Annotated in this window: 18 protein-coding genes; 4 read left to right on the top strand and 14 right to left on the bottom strand. The window is 51.9% G+C overall.

Going from position 1 to position 19275, the window contains the following annotated elements; all coding sequences use genetic code 11:
• Positions 1-197 precede the first annotated feature (197 nt).
• A complete protein-coding gene (locus tag NSQ80_RS03210; protein ID WP_009224076.1) occupies positions 198-689 on the top strand; it encodes a GAF domain-containing protein in 492 nt (163 codons plus the stop codon).
• A 383-nt stretch (positions 690-1072) separates the two neighbouring features.
• Positions 1073-2272 (top strand): IS4 family transposase, encoded by a 1200-nt coding sequence (locus tag NSQ80_RS03205; RefSeq protein ID WP_339299006.1) that lies wholly within the window; start codon positions 1073-1075, stop codon positions 2270-2272.
• A 326-nt stretch (positions 2273-2598) separates the two neighbouring features.
• On the opposite strand, the gene NSQ80_RS03200 is transcribed toward NSQ80_RS03205, so the two are convergent.
• The gene (locus NSQ80_RS03200; protein WP_339301316.1) at positions 2599-4686 is read right to left on the bottom strand and encodes a DNA mismatch repair protein MutS; all 2088 of its coding nucleotides are present in this window, start codon (positions 4684-4686) and stop codon (positions 2599-2601) included.
• 590 nt (positions 4687-5276) lie between these two features.
• On the opposite strand from NSQ80_RS03200, the gene NSQ80_RS03195 reads away from it, so the two are divergent.
• Complete coding sequence (locus NSQ80_RS03195; protein ID WP_323078966.1) at positions 5277-7148, top strand: LTA synthase family protein; 1872 nt, start codon at positions 5277-5279, stop codon at positions 7146-7148.
• 80 nt (positions 7149-7228) lie between these two features.
• Here the strand turns inward: NSQ80_RS03195 and NSQ80_RS03190 are convergent, their stop codons facing one another.
• Positions 7229-8665 (bottom strand): MATE family efflux transporter, encoded by a 1437-nt coding sequence (locus tag NSQ80_RS03190; protein WP_260071543.1) that lies wholly within the window; start codon positions 8663-8665, stop codon positions 7229-7231.
• Between the two features lie 148 nt (positions 8666-8813).
• On the opposite strand from NSQ80_RS03190, the gene NSQ80_RS03185 reads away from it, so the two are divergent.
• On the top strand, positions 8814-9719 hold the full coding sequence (locus NSQ80_RS03185) for a helix-turn-helix domain-containing protein (RefSeq protein WP_009224072.1): 906 nt from the start codon (positions 8814-8816) through the stop codon (positions 9717-9719).
• Positions 9720-9813: 94 nt separating this feature from the next.
• Here the strand turns inward: NSQ80_RS03185 and NSQ80_RS03180 are convergent, their stop codons facing one another.
• The 12 genes from NSQ80_RS03180 to ctaG form a co-directional block, all read right to left on the bottom strand.
• Complete coding sequence (locus NSQ80_RS03180; protein ID WP_036644483.1) at positions 9814-10977, bottom strand: phosphodiester glycosidase family protein; 1164 nt, start codon at positions 10975-10977, stop codon at positions 9814-9816.
• 125 nt (positions 10978-11102) lie between these two features.
• Complete coding sequence (locus tag NSQ80_RS03175) at positions 11103-11510, bottom strand: rhodanese-like domain-containing protein (protein ID WP_232282242.1); 408 nt, start codon at positions 11508-11510, stop codon at positions 11103-11105.
• A gap of 5 nt (positions 11511-11515) precedes the next feature.
• Complete coding sequence (locus NSQ80_RS03170) at positions 11516-11836, bottom strand: rhodanese-like domain-containing protein (RefSeq protein WP_339301314.1); 321 nt, start codon at positions 11834-11836, stop codon at positions 11516-11518.
• Positions 11837-11848: 12 nt separating this feature from the next.
• Complete coding sequence (locus tag NSQ80_RS03165; protein ID WP_036644478.1) at positions 11849-12121, bottom strand: metal-sensitive transcriptional regulator; 273 nt, start codon at positions 12119-12121, stop codon at positions 11849-11851.
• Positions 12122-12216: 95 nt separating this feature from the next.
• Positions 12217-12504 (bottom strand): hypothetical protein, encoded by a 288-nt coding sequence (locus tag NSQ80_RS03160; RefSeq protein WP_260071544.1) that lies wholly within the window; start codon positions 12502-12504, stop codon positions 12217-12219.
• A 205-nt stretch (positions 12505-12709) separates the two neighbouring features.
• A complete protein-coding gene (locus tag NSQ80_RS03155; RefSeq protein WP_339301311.1) occupies positions 12710-13993 on the bottom strand; it encodes an ABC transporter permease in 1284 nt (427 codons plus the stop codon).
• Positions 13986-14891: an ATP-binding cassette domain-containing protein gene (locus tag NSQ80_RS03150; protein WP_339301309.1), complete on the bottom strand. Its 906-nt coding sequence runs from the start codon at positions 14889-14891 to the stop codon at positions 13986-13988. Before NSQ80_RS03150 ends, NSQ80_RS03155 begins: the two co-directional genes overlap by 8 nt.
• 38 nt (positions 14892-14929) lie before the next feature.
• Entirely contained in the window at positions 14930-15862 is a 933-nt protein-coding gene (locus NSQ80_RS03145; RefSeq protein WP_323078960.1) for an ABC transporter ATP-binding protein, read from the bottom strand.
• On the bottom strand, positions 15862-16275 hold the full coding sequence (locus NSQ80_RS03140) for a GntR family transcriptional regulator (protein ID WP_009224064.1): 414 nt from the start codon (positions 16273-16275) through the stop codon (positions 15862-15864). The genes NSQ80_RS03145 and NSQ80_RS03140 overlap by 1 nt, the downstream gene beginning before the upstream one ends.
• 45 nt (positions 16276-16320) lie before the next feature.
• Positions 16321-17043: a hypothetical protein gene (locus tag NSQ80_RS03135; protein WP_260071547.1), complete on the bottom strand. Its 723-nt coding sequence runs from the start codon at positions 17041-17043 to the stop codon at positions 16321-16323.
• Between the two features lie 562 nt (positions 17044-17605).
• Entirely contained in the window at positions 17606-18070 is a 465-nt protein-coding gene (locus NSQ80_RS03130) for a DUF420 domain-containing protein (RefSeq protein WP_260071548.1), read from the bottom strand.
• Between the two features lie 74 nt (positions 18071-18144).
• Positions 18145-19092 carry a cytochrome c oxidase assembly factor CtaG gene (gene ctaG / locus NSQ80_RS03125; protein ID WP_009224061.1) on the bottom strand — a complete coding sequence of 316 codons (948 nt, stop codon included), beginning with the start codon at positions 19090-19092 and terminating at the stop codon, positions 18145-18147.
• Positions 19093-19275: the final 183 nt, after the last annotated feature.

Below are 19275 nucleotides of genomic sequence, written 5' to 3'. Positions count from 1 at the left end.
TCCCTATTTTACCGCATGATGCCAAAAAACATATTTTGCAAATTTGATAAAAAATAGCACTGAGTGTCGGACTTTGTAAGATATAAACGGTTCTTCGCTCTTAGGGATGCTATCCCTCGACAAAAAACTTCTTTATAATAGTTGTATCGCTGCCGGCAACCTTATCTCGCCCGCAGTTTTTAAGGAGGGAATCATGCATGTTTCATGCCAATGAATATAGCGGTACCCGCGAAGAGCGGCAGCAAGCCGTCTTGTCGCAGCTTCAAGCGCTCATCAGCGGGGAGACTAACCAGGTAGCCAATCTAGCCAATGCGGCTGCGCTGTTGAACCATTACCTGGAGGATATCAACTGGGTCGGCTTTTACTTATACGACGGCAACGAGCTGGTGCTCGGACCGTTTCAAGGCCTGCCGGCCTGCATCCGGATCCCGCTTGGCAAAGGGGTCTGCGGCACCAGCGCAGAACGCCGCGAAACGCTGCGGGTGGAGGATGTCCATGCTTTTCCAGGCCACATTGCCTGTGATGCGGCATCCAACAGCGAGATCGTCGTACCGATCGTTAAGGAAGACCGGCTGATCGGCGTCCTGGACATCGATAGTCCGCGGAAAGGACGCTTTGACGCGGAAGACCAAGCGTTCCTCGAACAATTTGTGGCGACGCTGGCCCAGCAGCTGCCGGTTCCCGCTTAACGGGGATTACACTTCAACTGCGACTGTTACTCAGACTGGGATCCTTACCCCAACTCACTCTCACTGTAGCCGCTGCGATTCCTGCAAAAGTGCTGTTATTTTAGTCAAAATGGGAGAAAATCACGAAATTGATGCAAAAGTGCAGTTTTTTTCGCTCGAAACGCCGGATTTCCGGAAATGGGCAGAAAAAGCCTGCACTTTTGCAGTTTTTTAGCTCCAAATCGTCACTAGCGTTGCATTAACTTTTCAAACGATATTTCAAATCAACAATTTACTAAATTTGCAAATTATAGGCTGGTTTTCATGTACAAAAATAAAGAAATCCCCTAATGTTGAGTTGATCCAAAGGTTATCCATCAACCTCTCAACAAAAGGAGATTTCTATGGATAACAGTACAAATTTAAGTGTCATATGTCAATGTCTACAAATGTTAAATATTAATTCTTCCCGAGATAGCGTTTTGGATTATCGTGCTCGCAAGCTTTTTGTCGGTTCTTCCCTACTGCTGTTCATTGAAGCCCAGTTACAGCAACGAGAGTCTTATGCTGAAATGTCCGAGCATCTTGAAGCCAATGAAGATTTTCAAGCGATACTTGGTGGACTTGAAAGCATAAGCCCATCCCAACTCTCGCGGAAAATGAAGAAGCTTCCCCTAGAGAACCTTCACCTGCTTTTCATGCAAGTAACGAGACAAATCCAACAACTAACGGAGAGTAAGCCAGGAATCACGACTAAGATCGGAAAGCTCGCGATCATGGATTCTACTCAAATCACCTTGCCAGCGATTCTTTCCAAATGGGCTTACTGCTCTGCATCCAATCACGGCGTGAAAATGCACACTTCACTTCTAGTCGTCGACGCGAAGACGATGGTTCCAGATAAAATCATCGCCTCAACCAAAGATGTCGCAGACCACGAAGTTGCCCCAAACTTTACGGTCGATAAAGAAGTGACCTATGTGATGGACCGAGGCTATCAGGTGCACAAGCATTTTCAAGCCTGGGTGGACCAAGGGATGAAGTTTGTGGCTCGGGTTAAGGATAATACCCGATTGACGATCCTCAAGGAACGGGCTCTTCCCAAGCGGGGAGATTTCATTCGGGATGCGGATGTAACTCTGCCAGGGCAGCAAATGAAGTTGCGACTCATTGAGTTTCAGGATCAGCAAGGTCGTTTATATCGCCTTGTGACAAGTCGCATGGATTTGTCCGTGCACCAAATTGCAGATGTATATCGGCATCGTTGGCAAATCGAGCTATTCTTTAAATGGATTAAGCAACACCTCCGTTTAGTGAAGCCTCATGGGTACACCGCAGAAGCCATCTGGAACCAGATGTATATCGCGTTGATATCCTATGCTCTGTGCCTGTTGCTACGCCTGAAGCTAGAGTGCAAGCAAACCGTTTGGCAGTTACTTCGATTGATTCGACTCTATGCCGATCGGTCATGGACTAGGCTGCATGAAGCCTTATTCAAAAAGCCCACACGGAGCTCAAAAGGACGAACGAAGCGAAACGGTCGGCCCCCCAAGCAGGCGAACAAATCGATGAAGCCACGAATCATTGTAGAAGTATTGAACTAAATACTTAAATTTTAAAAAATGGGTAACGTGCGGGTCTAATCCCCTCTAAACTTTTTCAAATTTAAGCAAAGTGCGTCTGTAAAATATATACTAATCCGGTTTGTATATACTATATCGTTGTTCTGTATTTGTCTGAATCAAAGCAGAAAGAAGTCTTAATGCAACGCTAGTGCCAAATCGTACTTTTGACAGAAAAAACTGTACTTTTGCAGCTATCTCCCCCCTAGCGAACAAAACTAAAGCGCGAGCCTAAGGACCGAATGAAACGGACCTCTAAACTCGCGCTCTTTCATTATGCCTGACGCCTGGCTAACTACCGCGCAAAGTTAATCCTCCCCCGGTTTCTTGATAATCATCAAGCCTTCCACGTGCCGTTTGCTCATCAGCTTGCGCTTTTTCCGGTTTTCCTTCGAGTCGAACACGATATCCAAATCGTAATCCTCCGGATACAGAGACTCGCTCTTAAGATAAGGCTTTAATCGCTTATGGTTCACCTTGATTTTCTGCTTCTGCACCTGAACTAACGCCATTCCTCGCAAATCCGGCGGTTCCACGACGATGCCAATCTTCCCGATGGAAGTGACGAGAACGGCGTCGCCCACCTCAAACTTGCGGGACGGCGGAAGGGCTGCTTCTCCGGTTGCCGCCTCAGCGTCAGCGGGTTTCCCGGCCCCCGTTACGGTCTCCGTTCCTCCGCCGTTCAAGCCTGCTGCTCGCTGGGGCTTCAGCTGTCCCTTAGCTCCCGAACCTTTCCCCGGCTCCCCCGCTGCTCGCGAACTCCCGGGCACAGAAGCTGCCTTATCCCGTGCATCCCGCGCAGCCGCTGATGGCTTCGCGGGTACGATCTCATCCCAACGCAAACCGCCGCTGCCAGAGCCATCGGTGGATTGCTGGCGGCTGACGATATGCTGCGAGCGTTCGATGATCCCGCCGGACATCCCCAGCTTGCGGGCGATTTCGATCGCATAACTGCGGCCGGACTGCCCGATGGTCAGGCGGTACAGCGGACGCAGCGTCTCGGCGTCGAATTCCATCCGCGCGTTCTCAAATCCCTCCGCCCGGGAAGCGAAGGTCTTGAGTTCGTTGAAATGGGTCGTGACCATTACCGTCGACCCTTTCCGGGCGAACTCCTCCAGGATCGCAATCGACAAGGCGATCCCTTCGCCTGGATCGGTGCCCGCCGCCAGCTCATCGATCAGCACCAGGGTAGCGGGGCCCGACTCTTTCAGGATTTGTACCAGCGCGCCGATCTGAGCGGAGAACGTGCTGAGTGACTGCTCCAGGTTCTGGCCGTCCCCGATGACAGCGCGGATGCCCTGGTACACCGCAAACCGGCTATCCGGCGAGACCGGCACCAGCAGACCCGATTGCACCATCAATGTCAGCAGACCAAACGTCTTCAGGACGACCGTTTTCCCGCCGGTATTGGGACCGGTGATGATCAGCGTCCGGTAATCCGTACCGATCGCCATATCCAGCGGCACCATCGTCTGCAGCAGCTTCGGATGCTTGGCGCCGCGAATCACCGTCTCTCCGGTCTCGCTGAGCTGCACCTCGGTCCCGCCGATTGCCGCAGCGTATTTTGCCTTAGCGAAAATAAAGTCATACAACCCTGTAATCTCGATATTCCGAATCAGGTCAGCCGCTTCCCGTTCGACCAATCCGGCGAGGTATCCGAGGATTTTCGCTTCCTCCCGGGCCTCTTCGCCTTGAAGCAGCTCCAGCTCGCTTTGCAAGGCTGCCACCTCCTGGGGCTCGATGAACGCGGTCTGCCCGCTGGTCGATTGGTCCAGCATACGCCCATTAACTTGCTTGTAGTAGTCTTTTTTCACCGGGATCACGTATCTGCCGCCGCGTACGCTTACGATGTTCTCCTGCAAAATCGAGGCGTGACGAGCCATAACAGCCTGAATCCGCTTCTGGATCCGCTCTTTGACGATGCTGATTTTTTTACGTATCTTCTCCAGCTCCCGGCTGGCGTCATCCATAATCACTCCGTGCCGAATACAACGGAGAATCTCCTGCTGCAGTGCAGGCAAATCCTGCAAATCGGTCGCATAGATGCCGATTCGCCAGGCCAGCTCGCCTTTGGCAGCCATATATTTCTTGAGTTGCCCGCAGCTGTGCAGGAACATCTGCACTGCCGTCAAATCCTGCTCCGTGAACAGATACCCTGTGCCCAGCAATGAGACGACCTGCTCGATCCCTTCCAGCGAAGGCAGCGGGACACTGGCTCCCTTCCTGTACAGGGCGACCGCCTCCGCCGTTTCCGCAATCGCCCGTTCGATGGTCCGCTTCTCCACCATCGGTGCGAGCTCTTCGATGCGTTTCCGGCCGGCATAAGATACCGCGTATCCCAGCAATTCCTGTTTGATGCTTTCATATTCCAATGTACTTAGCGAAAATCTCTCCAAGGGAAATCCTCCTTCAAAATGGTTGATCTTCCTTCTTTCCGGAATAAAAAAAGGCAAAGGACGCACGTATGCCATCCTTTGCCTATACTTCTCCCGCTCTCTGCCGATCCGGGTAATCAAAAAAGCCGTGCTGAAAACAGCACGGCTTGATCGTTATCAAGATAACGGCAGCTAATGGGGAGCTGCAAGATGCTTTCGCGTGTGTTCTTAACTATTCATAGACCGAAACAAGCGTACGGAAAAATACATGCGCGCTTAAAACTCAAGCGGCACGTTCCTGTACTCGTGTCTCTGTCCCTATGAAATTACTAGTTAAGAACCTTCACCGACATCAAGATCTCTCCTCTTTCGATCACGAAGCATTATTCCGAAAAGAAGGAATACGTTTAATTTACCAAAAAGGGGCGTTATCCGTCAATAATACGGCTTTCGACGCGTTGCATACGGCTTTAAGTGGAATATCTTGCTAATTGAGTGAATTGATTAATTTTATTCTTGCGGCCATTTCATGTATTATATATGGGGTGTTAAAATTGTAAACTCGGCATTAATTACAACTAAGGAGTTTTTACGGAAAGGAAGGAAACGAAGTGTCACAGTTCAATCGCATCCGGCTCGCCAGCATCAAGCCGTTTGTCTTTTTCTCTGTCATTATGATCTTCAAGATTTATCTCGTCTGGACGGCTATCTTTGATGTAGTACCCGCTTGGGGGCCATTGTTGAAGGAAATCCCGTTTATCTGGATTTTGTTCTGCTTGATTGAATGGTTCTCCTCCAAACGTAAGATCGGCCTTTATTTAACCGTCAATTTGATCGTTACAGCCATTTTCTTCGCCGCTGTTATGTACCATAAATATTATGGGGTTATCGTGAATTACACTGCCCTGCAGCAGGTGAATCAAGTCACCGCGGTGAAGAACAGCGTGTTCTCCCTGCTGGCGCCTTATTATCTGCTGATCTTTGTGGACATCGTGGTGATCGGCTTCTGGTTGTTCCGGAAGAAACGCGCCGAGAAGCTAAAAGCTTTATTTAATCTAAGAAAAGCCAGCACCGGCGTCATTACCGGAATTTTCGCCTTTTCCCTGCTGCTGTGTATCTTTAATGTATGGCCGAACCGGGCCAGCATGAATGAGATCAAACAGGCCGAGCAAATGGGCATCCTGAACTATGAAACGTACACGATTTTCTCCAGCGCCAAGAAGGAAGAACTGGTTGACAAGGACCAGATCTCGCAAGAGAAAATCAATAACCTGAAAGGCATTACCATCCCAGCGGAACCGAAATATTTTGGTGCGGCCAAAGGCAAAAACCTGATCATCATTCAGATGGAATCGTTCCAGAACTTCCTGATTGACCTGAAGATCGATGGTCAGGAAGTCACGCCAAACATGAATAAACTTGTTAAGGAAAACACCTATTTCAAGCATTTCTATCAAATGGTCGGACAAGGGAACACCTCTGATGCCGAGTTTGTTGTGAACACCTCGTTCTACATTCCGTACAATGAGGCCGCAACGCAAAACTATCCGGACAAGGATCTGCCAAGCTTGCCGAAGCTGATGCGGGATCAAGGGTATGATACGGCAACGTTCCACACGAATGTCGTTGATTTCTGGAACCGCGGCGAATTGTACAAAGCGATTGGCTTCAACCGCTATTATGACCAGAAATGGTTTGGTACCGAAGACACCGTCTTCTTTGGCCCTTCGGATGAAGTGCTCTACAAGAAGACAGCTGAAGAGCTGGATCGCATGCAGCAAACGGGACAGCCTTTCTATACTCAAGTGATCTCGATGACGGCTCACCATCCGTTTACAACACCGCATGACAAGGATAAGATTCAGTTGCCTGAACGTTACCAAGACAATATGGTTGGCGATTATTTGCGGGCGCAAAGCTATGCGGACTACGCACTCGGTCAATTTATCGAGGATCTGAAGCAAAGAGGCATCTGGGACAACAGCGTGGTTGTCATTTACGGTGACCATCTCGGCTTGCCAATGTATTCGCTAGACAAACATGGACTTGAGCTAATGAAAGAAATTTATGGCCGGGATTACAGCTATATTGATATGATCAATATCCCGCTGCTTCTTCATGTGCCGGGTACCGATATGCCAGATGTCATGGACAATGTCGGCGGCCAAGTGGATATCCTGCCGACGGTAGCCAACCTGTTTGGCATCAATCTCGATAATCATATTCATTTTGGTGAGGATTTGCTGAACCAAACATCTTACAACCTGTTACCGCAGCGTTACTATCTGCCATCCGGCTCGTTTATCAACGACCAGGCGCTGTTTATCCCAGGGGTTTGGTATGATGACGGTACGAAGTATCCGCTCCCCAAGGACGGTGTGACCCAAGCGTTAACGACGGAAAGCGAATATAACCGTGCGCTTGAACTGCTCCGTCTCAGCGACAGCTACGTGAAGCAGCTGCCTGACCGAGAGAAAGAGTAGGATATCTTGCCACAAAAAACAGAAAGAGCCGCAGGCGCCCTTCCCGGGCCGCCCTGCGGCTCATCTTTTATTCTCACCCTTTATAACGCCGAAGGAGCAACTCCGTCCATCGCCTGATTTCCTTGCCCCTGGCCTTGGTCTTCCTGGGCCCATCCCCGTTCTTGAAGCAGCTCCTGCTCTTTTCTGCGCAGATACTTACGCCCTCTCCATCGGAAGAACGAAAAGACGCCCCGAATATATTCGTCGCTGATCATACAAGCGTAAATGGCGATAATGCCCCAGCCGAGCGAAACGCCAAACAGATACGAGCAGCCGGTCGCAACGACGGACATAAAGATCAAGGAAATGATCATCGTATATCGCGTATCCCCTACCGCATTCAACGAGTTCCCGAGGGCCATGTTGATCATTTTGCCCGGCTGCAGCAACAGATTGAGCCAGAGCAATGCCGCACAGAGGGCCAAGATATCGGGATCCTGTGTAAACAATCCCAACAGCTTCGGACCAAACAGAACAAGGATAAACGCATTAACGATAACGAGCGGCAGCCCAAAGGCCAGCACGCGGTATACCGCGCGGTAAGCTTCTTTGGTTTTGCCCGCTCCGTACAGGTGAGCGATCTGGATTTGCGCCGCCATCGCCAGCGAGAAGCCGAGCATAAAGCAGAACGACTCCAGCGTATTCATATAGGTTCTGGCGGCCAACTCGGTTGCGCCAAGCATCGCCAGGAAGGAGAAAATCGCCAGCTGCGAGAACACCCAGCTCGCCGAATTGACTCCCAGCGGCCAGCCAATGACCAGAACCTCCTTAAACAGCTTGCCATCGTAGACAGACATGTCCTTGAAGCCGATCCGCCGCTGGAACGTGCCGAGGAAAATGAAGAGCAAGACAACCGTAGCGACCAAGCGGCTGATTACCGTTGAAATCGCCACGCCGGTCAGCCCCCATTGCGGAAATCCAAAGGCCCCAAAGATAAAGCAATAGTTCATCAGGATATGCAAAACGTTCATGCCCACCGCCGTGTACATCGGGCCTTTCGTATTTCCGGTGTTGCGGATCGCCGTACCCAGCAGGGAAATCATCGCGGTTAGAATCATGCCTCCGCCAACGATGGAGATGTAGATTTTGGCCAGAGGCAGCAGCTCATCCGGAAGCTGCAGCATGGTGGCGATCGGTCCCGGAACCGCAATCAGCAAAATGCTGAGAACAAGACCAATCCCAGCCGTCACCTTGAAAGCGATAATCGCGACGGTTCGCGCATCCTCTTCGCGGCCCGAACCGATCTTCTGGGCGATGACAATCCCCGCCCCGCTAGCGACAGTTGCAAACAGCGTCGTCAGCGCATTAAACAGCTGGTTCGAGAACCCCACGACCGCCACCGCATTGTCGGAAATGCGGCTAACCATCAGCGTATCGACTGTCCCCAGCAAAATTTGCAGGAACAACTCGATAAAGATGGGCCATGCGAGCAGCCAGAGAGAGAACTTATTCTTCTCGCCGCCATTGACTTTCTTCATTATTACAACCTCCTGGAGATTGGAGAATCCCGTTGATTCCCTGTCATCGTGTTAGCATGAAACACATTATAGATGGTAACGCCGTTTTGATGTATCATTGAATCAACTCAATTTTTCAATATTCCAACCTAAGAGGAGTGGGTATCCTTTGCCTCCCATCATTGAATTTACCGCGCCTCCACTTCCCCATTACATCGTCAGCGGCTCGGCGGTGATCCCGGTCGGCGGCAAGCATCCCAGCCGGCAAAATATCGGGGCCTTCGACCTGCTGGTCGTCGAGTACGGATGTTTATATATCAGCGAGGAAGGCCGCGATTACGAGGTGACCGCCGGACACTCGCTCATTCTCCGCCCGGACTGTTATCACTATGCGCTGGAAGGCTGCCGGGAAGATACGCTGCACCATTGGCTGCATTTTCAACTCTTGGGCGATTGGCGTGTAGTTGAGGAGGAGGAATACCGGCATTGCGGATGCAGCCTGACGGATCAGGGCACCCCTGGCTCGATTTCCCTGCCGCCGTTCACGGCGACGTCATATACAGTCCCCCTTCCCCAATATGCGAAGCTGGCCCAGCCGCAGAAAATGATCGCGCTGCTGAAGGAACTGACGGATTTGAACCGCGATATCCATTTGGACAGCGTCCGGTTGCGCCAGCAAGCTCTATTTCAAAACGTGATCGTTGAGCTGTCGGCTTTGTCGACCAATACGGGACTCTCTCCGCAGTCGGCCTGCGCCGAAAAGGCAGCCTCCTATTTGCGTGAGCATTATGACGAGCCTTTCTCTGCGCAAAAGCTTGGGGAGAGCATCAATTTCCATCCGGTCTATATCGCCCGCTGTATGCAGAAGGTGTTTGGCTGTTCGCCCGCCGTCTACTTGCAACGGCTGCGTATCCAGCAGGCCAAGCTGCTGCTTCTGCAAACCGATCTGACCATCGAGCGGATCGCCGAGCAGGTGGGCTTTAATCAGGCCGCTTATTTCACCGCTTGCTTCAGCAAGACCGAAGGCATGTCCCCGCGAAAATATCGTCAACGCTTCACTTGGAGCAAGGACTGATCGATTTACTTCATACAAAGAGGCCGGGCAAAAGGGGATAATTCCCTCTGCCCGGCCTCTCCTTCTATTTCGTCACCAGGAACCGCTAACTTCATCACTTCTTCCCGGGATCAATGTCCTGCGGACGCAAACCTTCCCAAATGTTCGGGATGTTCACTTTGGACGGATCCTCAAAGACGAGAAACGCGGTTGGCAAATAACGTTCTCCGTATTCGGACGAAGGCTTGTTAACGATCTCCCCGCCTTCCTTGACCAATACGGTTGACGACCCGCCGTCCAAATTGGCAGCGATCACCGCGCCGCGTTCCAGCATGATCTGCTGAACATCGTACAGGCTGGCGCCGATGCTGTATCCCGGCTGACGTCCGTCGATGACGACGAACAGGATCGCGCCGTCTTCGCGCTGCCCCATGGCCGTCCGCGGTGCGATGCCCCAGCCTTCTTTTTGACTGCGGATCTGTCCTTTGCCGTTTACGATAATTCGCGGTTGAAACGTCACCGCTTCCTGAATGCCCAGCTTGTCCAATTCCTCCAGCGTATATTTACCAGCGATCATTTTGCCTTGCTTGTCCAGGCCAACGATCTGCGTCGCTGCCCCTGAACTGATGCCGTTGTAATACAGCTTCCCTCGGGAAATGACCACCCCAATCGGCTTGAAGCCGTTGCCCTTCCAGTTCGGGTCGGCAAAGCCGCCGCCGTTCACACCGGCAAGGGCACCGGTCCGCGCCACCATGCTGGAGACCTTTTCTCCTTTGCCTCGTTTCGCTGGAACTCCTAAACGGATTTTGGTCGGGTCGTTTACAGTTAACACGTACCCGTGATAGCTTTTGCCGGAGATCTCTTCAATTTCAATCAGCGGCTTCTCCGCTTGTGTGTCTTCTTTATCATCCGGGTCGGGTAAGTCAATCGTATGGGTGTCCTTCTCCGTCCCCATTTCCTCGAATTGAGCCTGGTAAGCGGCGACCCGTTTGTCCAGCTCAGCTTGTCCGATGATATATTTCGCCCAATGGCGATGCTGCGTCGTAATCAGCGTATCGGCCATTAAATAGCGCATATTGTTCCCAGACGGGGTAAAGAACAACCAGAATAAGGCCGCCGTCCCGATCAGCATCATCGTGAGGATCAGCCGGGATAACAGATAGAAAAATCCACGCTTCCGCCGTTTCTTGGCGGACGTACGCTTCTTAGCCCCCGTTGCCCGCTTTGCCGACGCGGGGCTTGTCCGGCTCGCGCGGCTGGGTAATGTAGGCGTTGGCATGATGCTTGTCTCTCCCCTGCTCTCTAATATACTTGCTGTACATTAAACGTTCATGTTAGTCTGAAAGTTTCATTTTCGCAAGTAGACCCATGATCGCTTCACTGTACACCAAAAACCCGCCTGCATCAACAGGCGGGTTCTTTCTCTAAACAATGCTGCCGCGAAGCTCCTTCCCGGCAAGCTTCGCCGCGCAAGGCGTAAAGCTGCCGGAAGCCTCGTCTGCGTAAGATTCGTGCTGCTTTTATCACCGCAGACCGACGGTCCGCGACAATCAGAACAGGGTCCGAAGACGAAAGCTCCTTCGCCCATACAAAAGGTAATCGACCTAACGAAATGTTGATCGCTCCGTTCAGGTGGCATTCTTCATAATAAGACGCGTCCCGGACATCCAGTATCTTCGTCTGCGGCGGCAGGTCGAACCCGCATAAGGCCCTCTCCTCCACGAACTTTAGACCCGAGACAGGCCATACCAACCGCAGTACATATCCGATTATCCAGGCGGCAAGCAATATTCCTCCTGCCATGGTCAGCATGTCGCTCACTCCACTTCATCCTGCCAGGCCAGCATTCCGCCGGTCATGTTGACCACACGGTAGCCTCTTTCACTGAGCAGCTCACACGCCAGACTGCTCCGCCCGCCGCTGCGGCAGACGACGATCAGCTCTTCCTCCGGATCCAGCTCCACAAATCGCTCTGGCAGCTGCCCCAACGGAATATGTTTAGCCCCTGGAATATGGCCTTCGGCCCACTCAAGCGGCTCGCGTACATCCAGCACATGAACCTGTTCGCCCCGTTTCATTCGCATGACGAGCTCGGCCGGAGTTATTTCCTTTTCTGGCTGAAACGCCACCGTGATCATCTCCTTTTCGAATTACCGGCTCTTAACCAGCAGCTCTACCGCTTCCTTCACCAAATGGGCGGTGTCTCCCCCTTGGGCCTGCTCCTCCAAAATGCACTGCTGCAGGTTATCCGCAACGATTTGGGCCAAAGCCTTATCCGCAGCACTCCGCACTGCAGATAGCTGGCACACCACTTCCTTGCATGGCTTCCCTTCCTCCATCATGCGAAGCACCCCGCGCACCTGACCTTCGATTCGTTTCAATCTGCGTTTGACTTCTTCTGCATAGTGATGTTCTTCGGACATGTCGTGCACTCCTTTCAATTATCCCTCGTGCCTGACATCGCATTATTACATCATACCCCCACGGGTATATATTTTAGTTAATAATCCCCCTATCGTCAAACCGAACATGCCCTAAAAACAGCCCAGCCCGCGCCTTCGTAAACGAGGGTGCGGGCCGCCGTCGTATCTGCTGCGTTATCGTTTGTCCCCGTCTCCTGATCCGAAGCGGCCGCGTTATTTCCCGATTCGGAATTTGCCGATGTCTGGTCACTGACCCCTGACGTATTCGTCGTCGTATTTTGCTCTTGTGGTGCTCCACTTAACGATTTATTGCCGCATGCGCTCAGCATCAATACCGCTGCCAGGGCTGCCATCAAAAGTACCAGTGTTTTATTAGGGTTCATAGTGAAGCTGCACAAAATCCCGATTCAAAATCGCGATGCTGGCGTCATGCCGGTTCATGTATTCGCCTAACAGCCGGGATACTCGATGGTCCCGCGAGCTTCTGGAGCATTACGCACCATAACTCCGCGCAAACAAGAAAAGCCTTGATAGACGAGAGTACGTCTACCAAGGCTTAATACACTTTGATTGCTTAGCGCAGTTAATCTAGATCTTATAAGCCTTCATCGCTTTGCGCAGCTCTTTGAAGGTCGGACGTTTACCGTACAGCAGGACGCCGGTGCGGTAAATCTTCGCCGACAACCAGCCGAACACGAAGATGGCAATAGCCAGGACGATCAGCGAAGCCGCGATTTCCCAGACCGGCGGCTCCCCGATGCCGATCCGCACGATCATCGAGACCGGCGAAACGAACGGGATGAAGGAGCTGACCTTCATCAGCAGCGAGTCTGGCGTGCTCAAGCTGAAGATCCCGATATAGAACGCCGCCAGCGACAGCATCGTAATTGGCATCACCGCTTGCCCCAGCTCCTCGGTCCGGCTGACCAGCGAGCCGATCGCGGCAAACAGCGTCGCATACAGGAAGTAACCCAAGATGTAGAAAATCAGGCCAAGCACTAACACTTCTACGCGGATGTCGGACAGATGCAAATTGAAATCCGCCAACACCGGCTGGTTATACGGCAGCGAGATATTGATCGCAATCACCCCGGCAAAAACGGCGATTTGCAGCAGCCCGATAAAAAACATCCCGATAATCTTCCCGAACATTTGCGCCAGCGGTGATACGCTGGTGATGAGAATTTCCATAATGCGCGAGCTTTTCTCTGCGGTGACTTCGGCCGAGATCATATTGCCCGTCATCATAATGGTCATGAAGAACAAGATGATGAGCACATACACGATAACGTAATTAATCGCCCCCATCGCTTTCGCCTGATGACCCGATTCCTCAGCGCCGGATTCCGGTGAAGCCTTCACCGCATCGATTTGGACCGGCGCGCTTAACGCGGCGATCTGCTCCTCAGTCAGCATGCCTTTCGTGATATACTCCGCCTTAACGTTCTGCAGTGCTGCCTGCAGCGCATTTTGCAGTCCCATTCCCAAGCTGTCTTTTTTCGAGGTATAGGTCACCGCCGGGAAGACCCCGCCATCTCCTTCGGCAAATTGCAAATAACCATCAATTTCCCCGGCTTCAATCGCCGCTAGCAGTTTCGCGTTGTCCGCTTGTTCATAAGGAACCAGCGTGTAACCTGCCGCCGGCTGCTTCTCCGTGTAGGCTTCAAGTGACTTCGCCAGCTCCGGCTGCCCTTCGTACACAATGCCGATCTTCGTCGGTTGATCCTCCCCGCCGGTAAATTTATCGATAAAATAAGGCACATGCAGCCCGATCGTCACCAGCAGCGCCAACACGAGCGTCGTAATGATAAATGATTTCGTTCGAACTTTATTCATGAACGTAAAGCCAACGACCGTCCCCATTTTATTCATTGGATTCACCTACCTCTTTAATGAAGATCTGATTCAGCGTAGGCTCCTTAATCTCGAAATGCTCCACTTCGCTGACTTCCATCGCTCTACGCAAAATCTCTTGCGCCGCCGATACCTGCGAGATCCGCACCAGATAGCCGCGTTCTTTCCGCTCAACCTTCTCCACGCCCGCGATCCGCTCGAGTCCCGTTACTTCTCCCGCTGTATGCAAGAGCACTTCTTCGCGTGGATAACGTTTTTTGATCTCCTGCAAATTGCCCTGCAGCACGGTATTCGAACGGTGCAAAATCGTGATGTTACGGCACAGCTCCTCTACATGCTCCATCCGGTGGGTGGAGAACAGAATGCTGGTGCCTTGATCGCGCAGCTCCTTCACCGTCGCCTTCAGCAGCTCGACGTTAACCGGGTCCAAGCCGCTAAACGCTTCGTCCATGATGACGATTTTCGGTTTATGGACGACCGCAGCGATAAAGCCCATTTTTTGCTGGTTGCCTTTGGACAGTTCCTCGATTTTCTTATCGTAGTATTCCGGCACTTCAAACCGTTCAAGCCAATACTTCAAGCTCTTGTCGGCCTCCGCCGCAGACATGCCGCGCAAGCGGGCCAGGTAGATGATTTGGTCGCTGACCTTCACCTTCGGGTACAAGCCGCGTTCCTCCGGCAGATAACCCATTTGCGATTGCAGCTCCCGGCTGTAAGGCTTACCGTTGTACAAGATCTGCCCGCCATCCGGATAGATCAAACCCAGCACCATCCGCATCGTTGTCGTCTTCCCGGCACCATTGGCGCCAAGCAAACCGTAAATCTCGCCTTCCTCTACCTGGAGCGAAATGTTGTTGACAGCCGTTTTCTCGCCAAACTGCTTCATTACGTGGTCCAGTACCAATGGTTTCGCCATATTCCCTCTCCTTCTTCACTACGAAATTATTCATGCCATTAAACCAATGCCGCTGTGGATGTGGATACCAGCTTCGCCGGTGAATGCCCTTGAATCCATAGCTGCAAAATTTCATCTAACTCCAAGCTGCGGGTCTGGATCACCTGCAGGCCTTTCGCCGCGAGACTCCGCTGCAGTTCTCCTTCATGCTGCTCCTGGACGACCAGCTTCGTCACCTGCGGTCCATCGACGCGAAGAATCGTTCCCTCGGGCAAATCGCTTGGCGAGCAGTCGCTGCTGCGGATCCAGATCTCCTTCCAGCTGCTGAACAGCTGATCCTTCTCGGCCATCCCGAGTACCTGCCCCTGGTGGATTAAAGCAATGTAGTCAGCCAGCCGCTTGACTTCCTCCACGATATGGGTCGCGATCAAAATCGTCATGTCCTCGCCTGCCATAAAGTCCCGGAGCTCGTCGATCATGCCCTTCCAAGCGAAGGGATCCAGCCCCGAGGAGGGCTCGTCGAGCAGCAGCAGTTTCGGCCGGGCAGCCAGCGCTGCCGCAATCTCGAATTTACGTCGCTCTCCTTTGGACATCCGGTTTAACCGTTCATTTCTTGGGACCTCAAACCGATTCATGAGATCCTCAAAGAGTTTCTCATCCCAAGTCGGATACCATTGCGACCGGAATTCAGCTGCGCGCTCGGCGGTCATATAATTTTCTTCCGGTTCTGGTGCTTCCGGGACATATCCGATTTGTTGGCGCAGCTCAAGCGGCAATTCGCCGGAGAACGACTGTCCAAACCAACGAATCTCCCCCGCATCCGGCCGCAGCGTTTGCTGAATGAATTGCATCATCGTGCTTTTTCCAGAGCCGTTAGGTCCAACCAGAGCCACGATATACCCCTTCGGTACTTGTAAATGCAACGGCCCGATCGTTTTACGGCGGCCCTGCTTCAGCGCTCCAATCAGCTCAATCGCCATCGGTTGTGCCATTAATCCGCCCCCTCCTTGTCTTGATTTGAGTTATATTTCTGTTGCATGACCTGCAAAAAAAGCTGCTTTAACTCTTCCGCCTCGTATTGCATCGATTTCCCGGTATCCACCGCCTTCTCCAGCGCTTCCTTCACAACTGCGGTACGGTATTCATCACGTTCGTCCGCGCTGACCTTGGCGACAAACGTACCTGTTCCCTGCCGCGTCCGAAGCAATCCCTCGGCCTCTAAATCTTGATAAACCCGGCGTACCGTAATGACGCTGCAGTTTAAGGCGCCGGCGAATTCCCGAATCGAAGGCAGCAACGTACCTTCTTCGATTTGGCCGCTGACGATCAGGGAGCGAAGCTGCGACTCTATTTGATGATAAAGCGGCGCAGCGCTATTTTCGTTGATTTGAATGGGAATCCACACCTTTCTTGCTCACCTCCGCCTTACTCCCGTATTTCCGTGCCATCTTTAGGCCAAATCCCGCTGCAGCAGTTTTCGCCGCGTCAACGATAACAGGTAAGTGAATCCGAGACCGCCGATAGCTAAGGAGCACCACATCACTGGTGACAAGATCACGTAACGCCGGGAGCTTTCCAAGATGAACGCCAGCAGGTTGAAGTCAAGCAAATTCATAACCAAAGCGGCTCCCCCCAACACCAGCATGAGCAGGAACGTTAACCCTAAATAAACTTTGCCGCTCGTCAGAAGCTCGCAAAAGATGAACAACCCGTTGATCAGTAAGCTGTACCCGGTCCAAGTGAAGCAAAACACGAGAAAGGCTCCAAAATCCCACATCATACTATTCATCAGATACGTGACCAGATAAAGGCCGCCGTAAAACAATATGCCGTTCAGCAGCATCGCCGCCCCTAACTGGATCAGCCTGCTTCTCAGCACCGTCCGCAAGGAAATCGGCAACACGCGATAATATCGCAGCATTTGGGTATACGAATTTTCCCGAATATAGTTAAATGACCTCCGGGTAAAAAAGAACCCTGTGAACGGAACGATCATCAGCATCATGAAATCGCCCATCGGATTCATCACGTACTCGGCTTCCTCCCGGGTTCCGATGAAGATGCCGAGCATCAGCGAAATGTACAGCATAAAGATGACGTTCCAAATGAGATAGAGCCGATCGTTTCGCAAATCTTTTTTGAAGATCGCCCAAGCACCCTTCCAACTATCCATCGTCTATCCACCTCTTTTCAATCCCATCGTCGTCCTTCGTTCGTGATTGATGTTCGTCGACAGGGTGTGATAATCACTGTGCTTACTGTTTATATCTTTATACACAGTATAATCTGTGCTCATTTTCGTGTCAATGCTCCTTCCACCCGCATAAGAAAAACGTCTATCGACGTATATTCTAGGAAGACAGACCGCGGTTAGCGGTAGTTTTTCTTGCGATATCAGGAAGCGGAAGCTCCGAAGTTTATACTTTCTGATATCTTAAGAAAAACGTCTATCGACGTATATTCTAGGAAGACAGACCGCGGTTAGCGGTAGTTTTTCTTGCGATATCAGGAAGCGGAAGCTCCGAAGTTTATACTTTCTGATATCTTAAGAAAAACGTCTATCGACGTACATTCAAAGTAGACAGACCGCGTTTAGCGGAAGTTTTTCTTGCGATATCAGGATGCCAATGCCCCGAAGTTTATACTTTCTGATATCTTAAAAAAAAGCCAACAGCGCGATTCTTCACGAATCGGCCATTGGCCTTTGATAGGATCCAGTCCAAACTAACGATCATTTACATTCCCAAAATGACTTCCCACACCGGCTTCGTATGGCCGCCCGGATACAACATATACAGCAGCACATAAACGACTACGCCGGTAATCGCCGTGCAGAACCAGATGACCGAGGTGACTCGTCCCCATTTGCGGTGTTTGGCGTATTTCTCCTTGAAGCCAAGCACCAGCGTGGTGATGCCAAATACGGCCGCAACGGTTGCCAGGACGATATGGAAGGCGAGGAACGTCTGATAATAGCCTTTGAGGCTATCTGGTCCGCCCCATGAGGTATTGCCGATAAATACGGTCCGCGACATATAGATCAGGAAGAACAGAAGCGCAGCGACGGCCGCAGCAATCATCGTCCTCTTGTGAGCTTCCCGTTTCCCTTTAATGATGAGCCCCCAACCGATCGCTACCAGCACGGCACTAATGACGATAAACGATGTGCTGAGCGTCGGAAATAACGTGAACAGATCCAATTTGCATCCTCCTAAACGTTTTGTGAGGTAACCTTCTGACCCCAATTCGCAGGCCGGACTCCCATCCCACAGATTTAAGATCCGGTCTGAGGCGGGGGTGGATTCAGCGAAGAGTTAGACAACGCAGCTCCCTCCGCTTCTTCCTCGTCGTTCTCGCGGTTTTCCTGCTTGTACCAATGGTAAAACACGTACGCCAGCATCGACGCAAAGATGAATTCCTGAATGAATTTCATCAGGATTCCACCGACCTGCTGATCGATGTTGGGCTGCAGGTAGCCAAAAAATTGCGGGCCGCCGAACTGACGAAGCAGCTGCGCCGGGTCGCCGGCAACGCAATAACCCATCGCCCGCGCCCAGACAGCCGGATCGCTGTAAGTCGCGTACAGCGGCTCGTCCGCAAAGATGATCAAGCCGCAGGCTGGCGTGAGCAGCACCATGTTGAGGAAGATAAAGCCCATCTTCTTGAGCCCCTGAACCCCTGCCCGCTCGGGCAGCGGATTCACCAGCGTCCACCACATGAGAACTGCCGCGATAAACAATACGACATAGTACAGGCGATGCACCCCGAAATGAAGCATCACATAATCATGCACGACCGGCAGATGATAAAACGAAAACAACCCGTTAAACACCACAGCTGCCACCACCGGGCGAGCCAGAAACTTCAGTGCCCTGAGCGGGCTTGAAGCCAGAAACGCCGTCACACGGCGCCAAACCCAAGGGGGAAGCCCCAGCATTAACAGTGGCGGCGCCAACAGATAGGACATCGCCATGCTGAGCATATGGAAGCTGAACATCATATGGCCGAGCAGTTCCACCGGGCCGCCTTGAGCCAGATAGAGCAGCAGCATCCCGGTGACGAACAACACTTTCCGTCTCGCTGGAACGTGGACTTCACCCTCTGCCCATTTCTCAGCTCCCGGCCCAATTAACACGAAATATCCGGCCGTGACCAGCAGCATGAAAGCCAAAAATACCGGGCTCCAGACCGCTGTGAAATTAAAATATTCTAATCCCAGCACGGCAAACCCTCCTTCCGCAGCGCGCTTAGTTCTGTCCAAATTGTGAACAAGGGGGCAAATACGACAAAAACGGTGACAGCATCCCAAGCGGGAAGGTACCGTTTTTGTGCCATACATATCCTCACTGTGCAGATGAACTCGCAAAAGAGGGGGCCCGCCAACGGCGAAAGCCTCCTCTTCTCC

It is taken from the genome of Paenibacillus sp. FSL K6-2441, from assembly GCF_037964765.1.
Classification (GTDB): Bacteria; Bacillota; Bacilli; order Paenibacillales; family Paenibacillaceae; genus Fontibacillus; species Fontibacillus phoenicis.
Note: the sequence above shows the minus strand (reverse complement) of the source record. Positions and strands in the feature narration are given on the sequence as shown.

Bases quoted from the DNA above. Each gene is read 5' to 3' on its own strand.
- NSQ80_RS03210 (WP_009224076.1), top strand. From the start codon at position 198: ATGTTTCATGCCAATGAATATAGCGGTACCCGCGAAGAGCGGCAGCAA.
- NSQ80_RS03205 (WP_339299006.1), top strand. From the start codon at position 1,073: ATGGATAACAGTACAAATTTAAGTGTCATATGTCAATGTCTACAAATG.
- NSQ80_RS03190 (WP_260071543.1), bottom strand. From the start codon at position 8,665: ATGAAGAAAGTCAATGGCGGCGAGAAGAATAAGTTCTCTCTCTGGCTG.
- NSQ80_RS03180 (WP_036644483.1), bottom strand. From the start codon at position 10,977: ATGCCAACGCCTACATTACCCAGCCGCGCGAGCCGGACAAGCCCCGCG.
- NSQ80_RS03175 (WP_232282242.1), bottom strand. From the start codon at position 11,510: ATGCTGACCATGGCAGGAGGAATATTGCTTGCCGCCTGGATAATCGGA.
- NSQ80_RS03170 (WP_339301314.1), bottom strand. From the start codon at position 11,836: ATGATCACGGTGGCGTTTCAGCCAGAAAAGGAAATAACTCCGGCCGAG.
- NSQ80_RS03165 (WP_036644478.1), bottom strand. From the start codon at position 12,121: ATGTCCGAAGAACATCACTATGCAGAAGAAGTCAAACGCAGATTGAAA.
- NSQ80_RS03160 (WP_260071544.1), bottom strand. From the start codon at position 12,504: ATGAACCCTAATAAAACACTGGTACTTTTGATGGCAGCCCTGGCAGCG.
- NSQ80_RS03155 (WP_339301311.1), bottom strand. From the start codon at position 13,993: ATGAATAAAATGGGGACGGTCGTTGGCTTTACGTTCATGAATAAAGTT.
- NSQ80_RS03150 (WP_339301309.1), bottom strand. From the start codon at position 14,891: ATGGCGAAACCATTGGTACTGGACCACGTAATGAAGCAGTTTGGCGAG.
- NSQ80_RS03145 (WP_323078960.1), bottom strand. From the start codon at position 15,862: ATGGCACAACCGATGGCGATTGAGCTGATTGGAGCGCTGAAGCAGGGC.
- NSQ80_RS03135 (WP_260071547.1), bottom strand. From the start codon at position 17,043: ATGGATAGTTGGAAGGGTGCTTGGGCGATCTTCAAAAAAGATTTGCGA.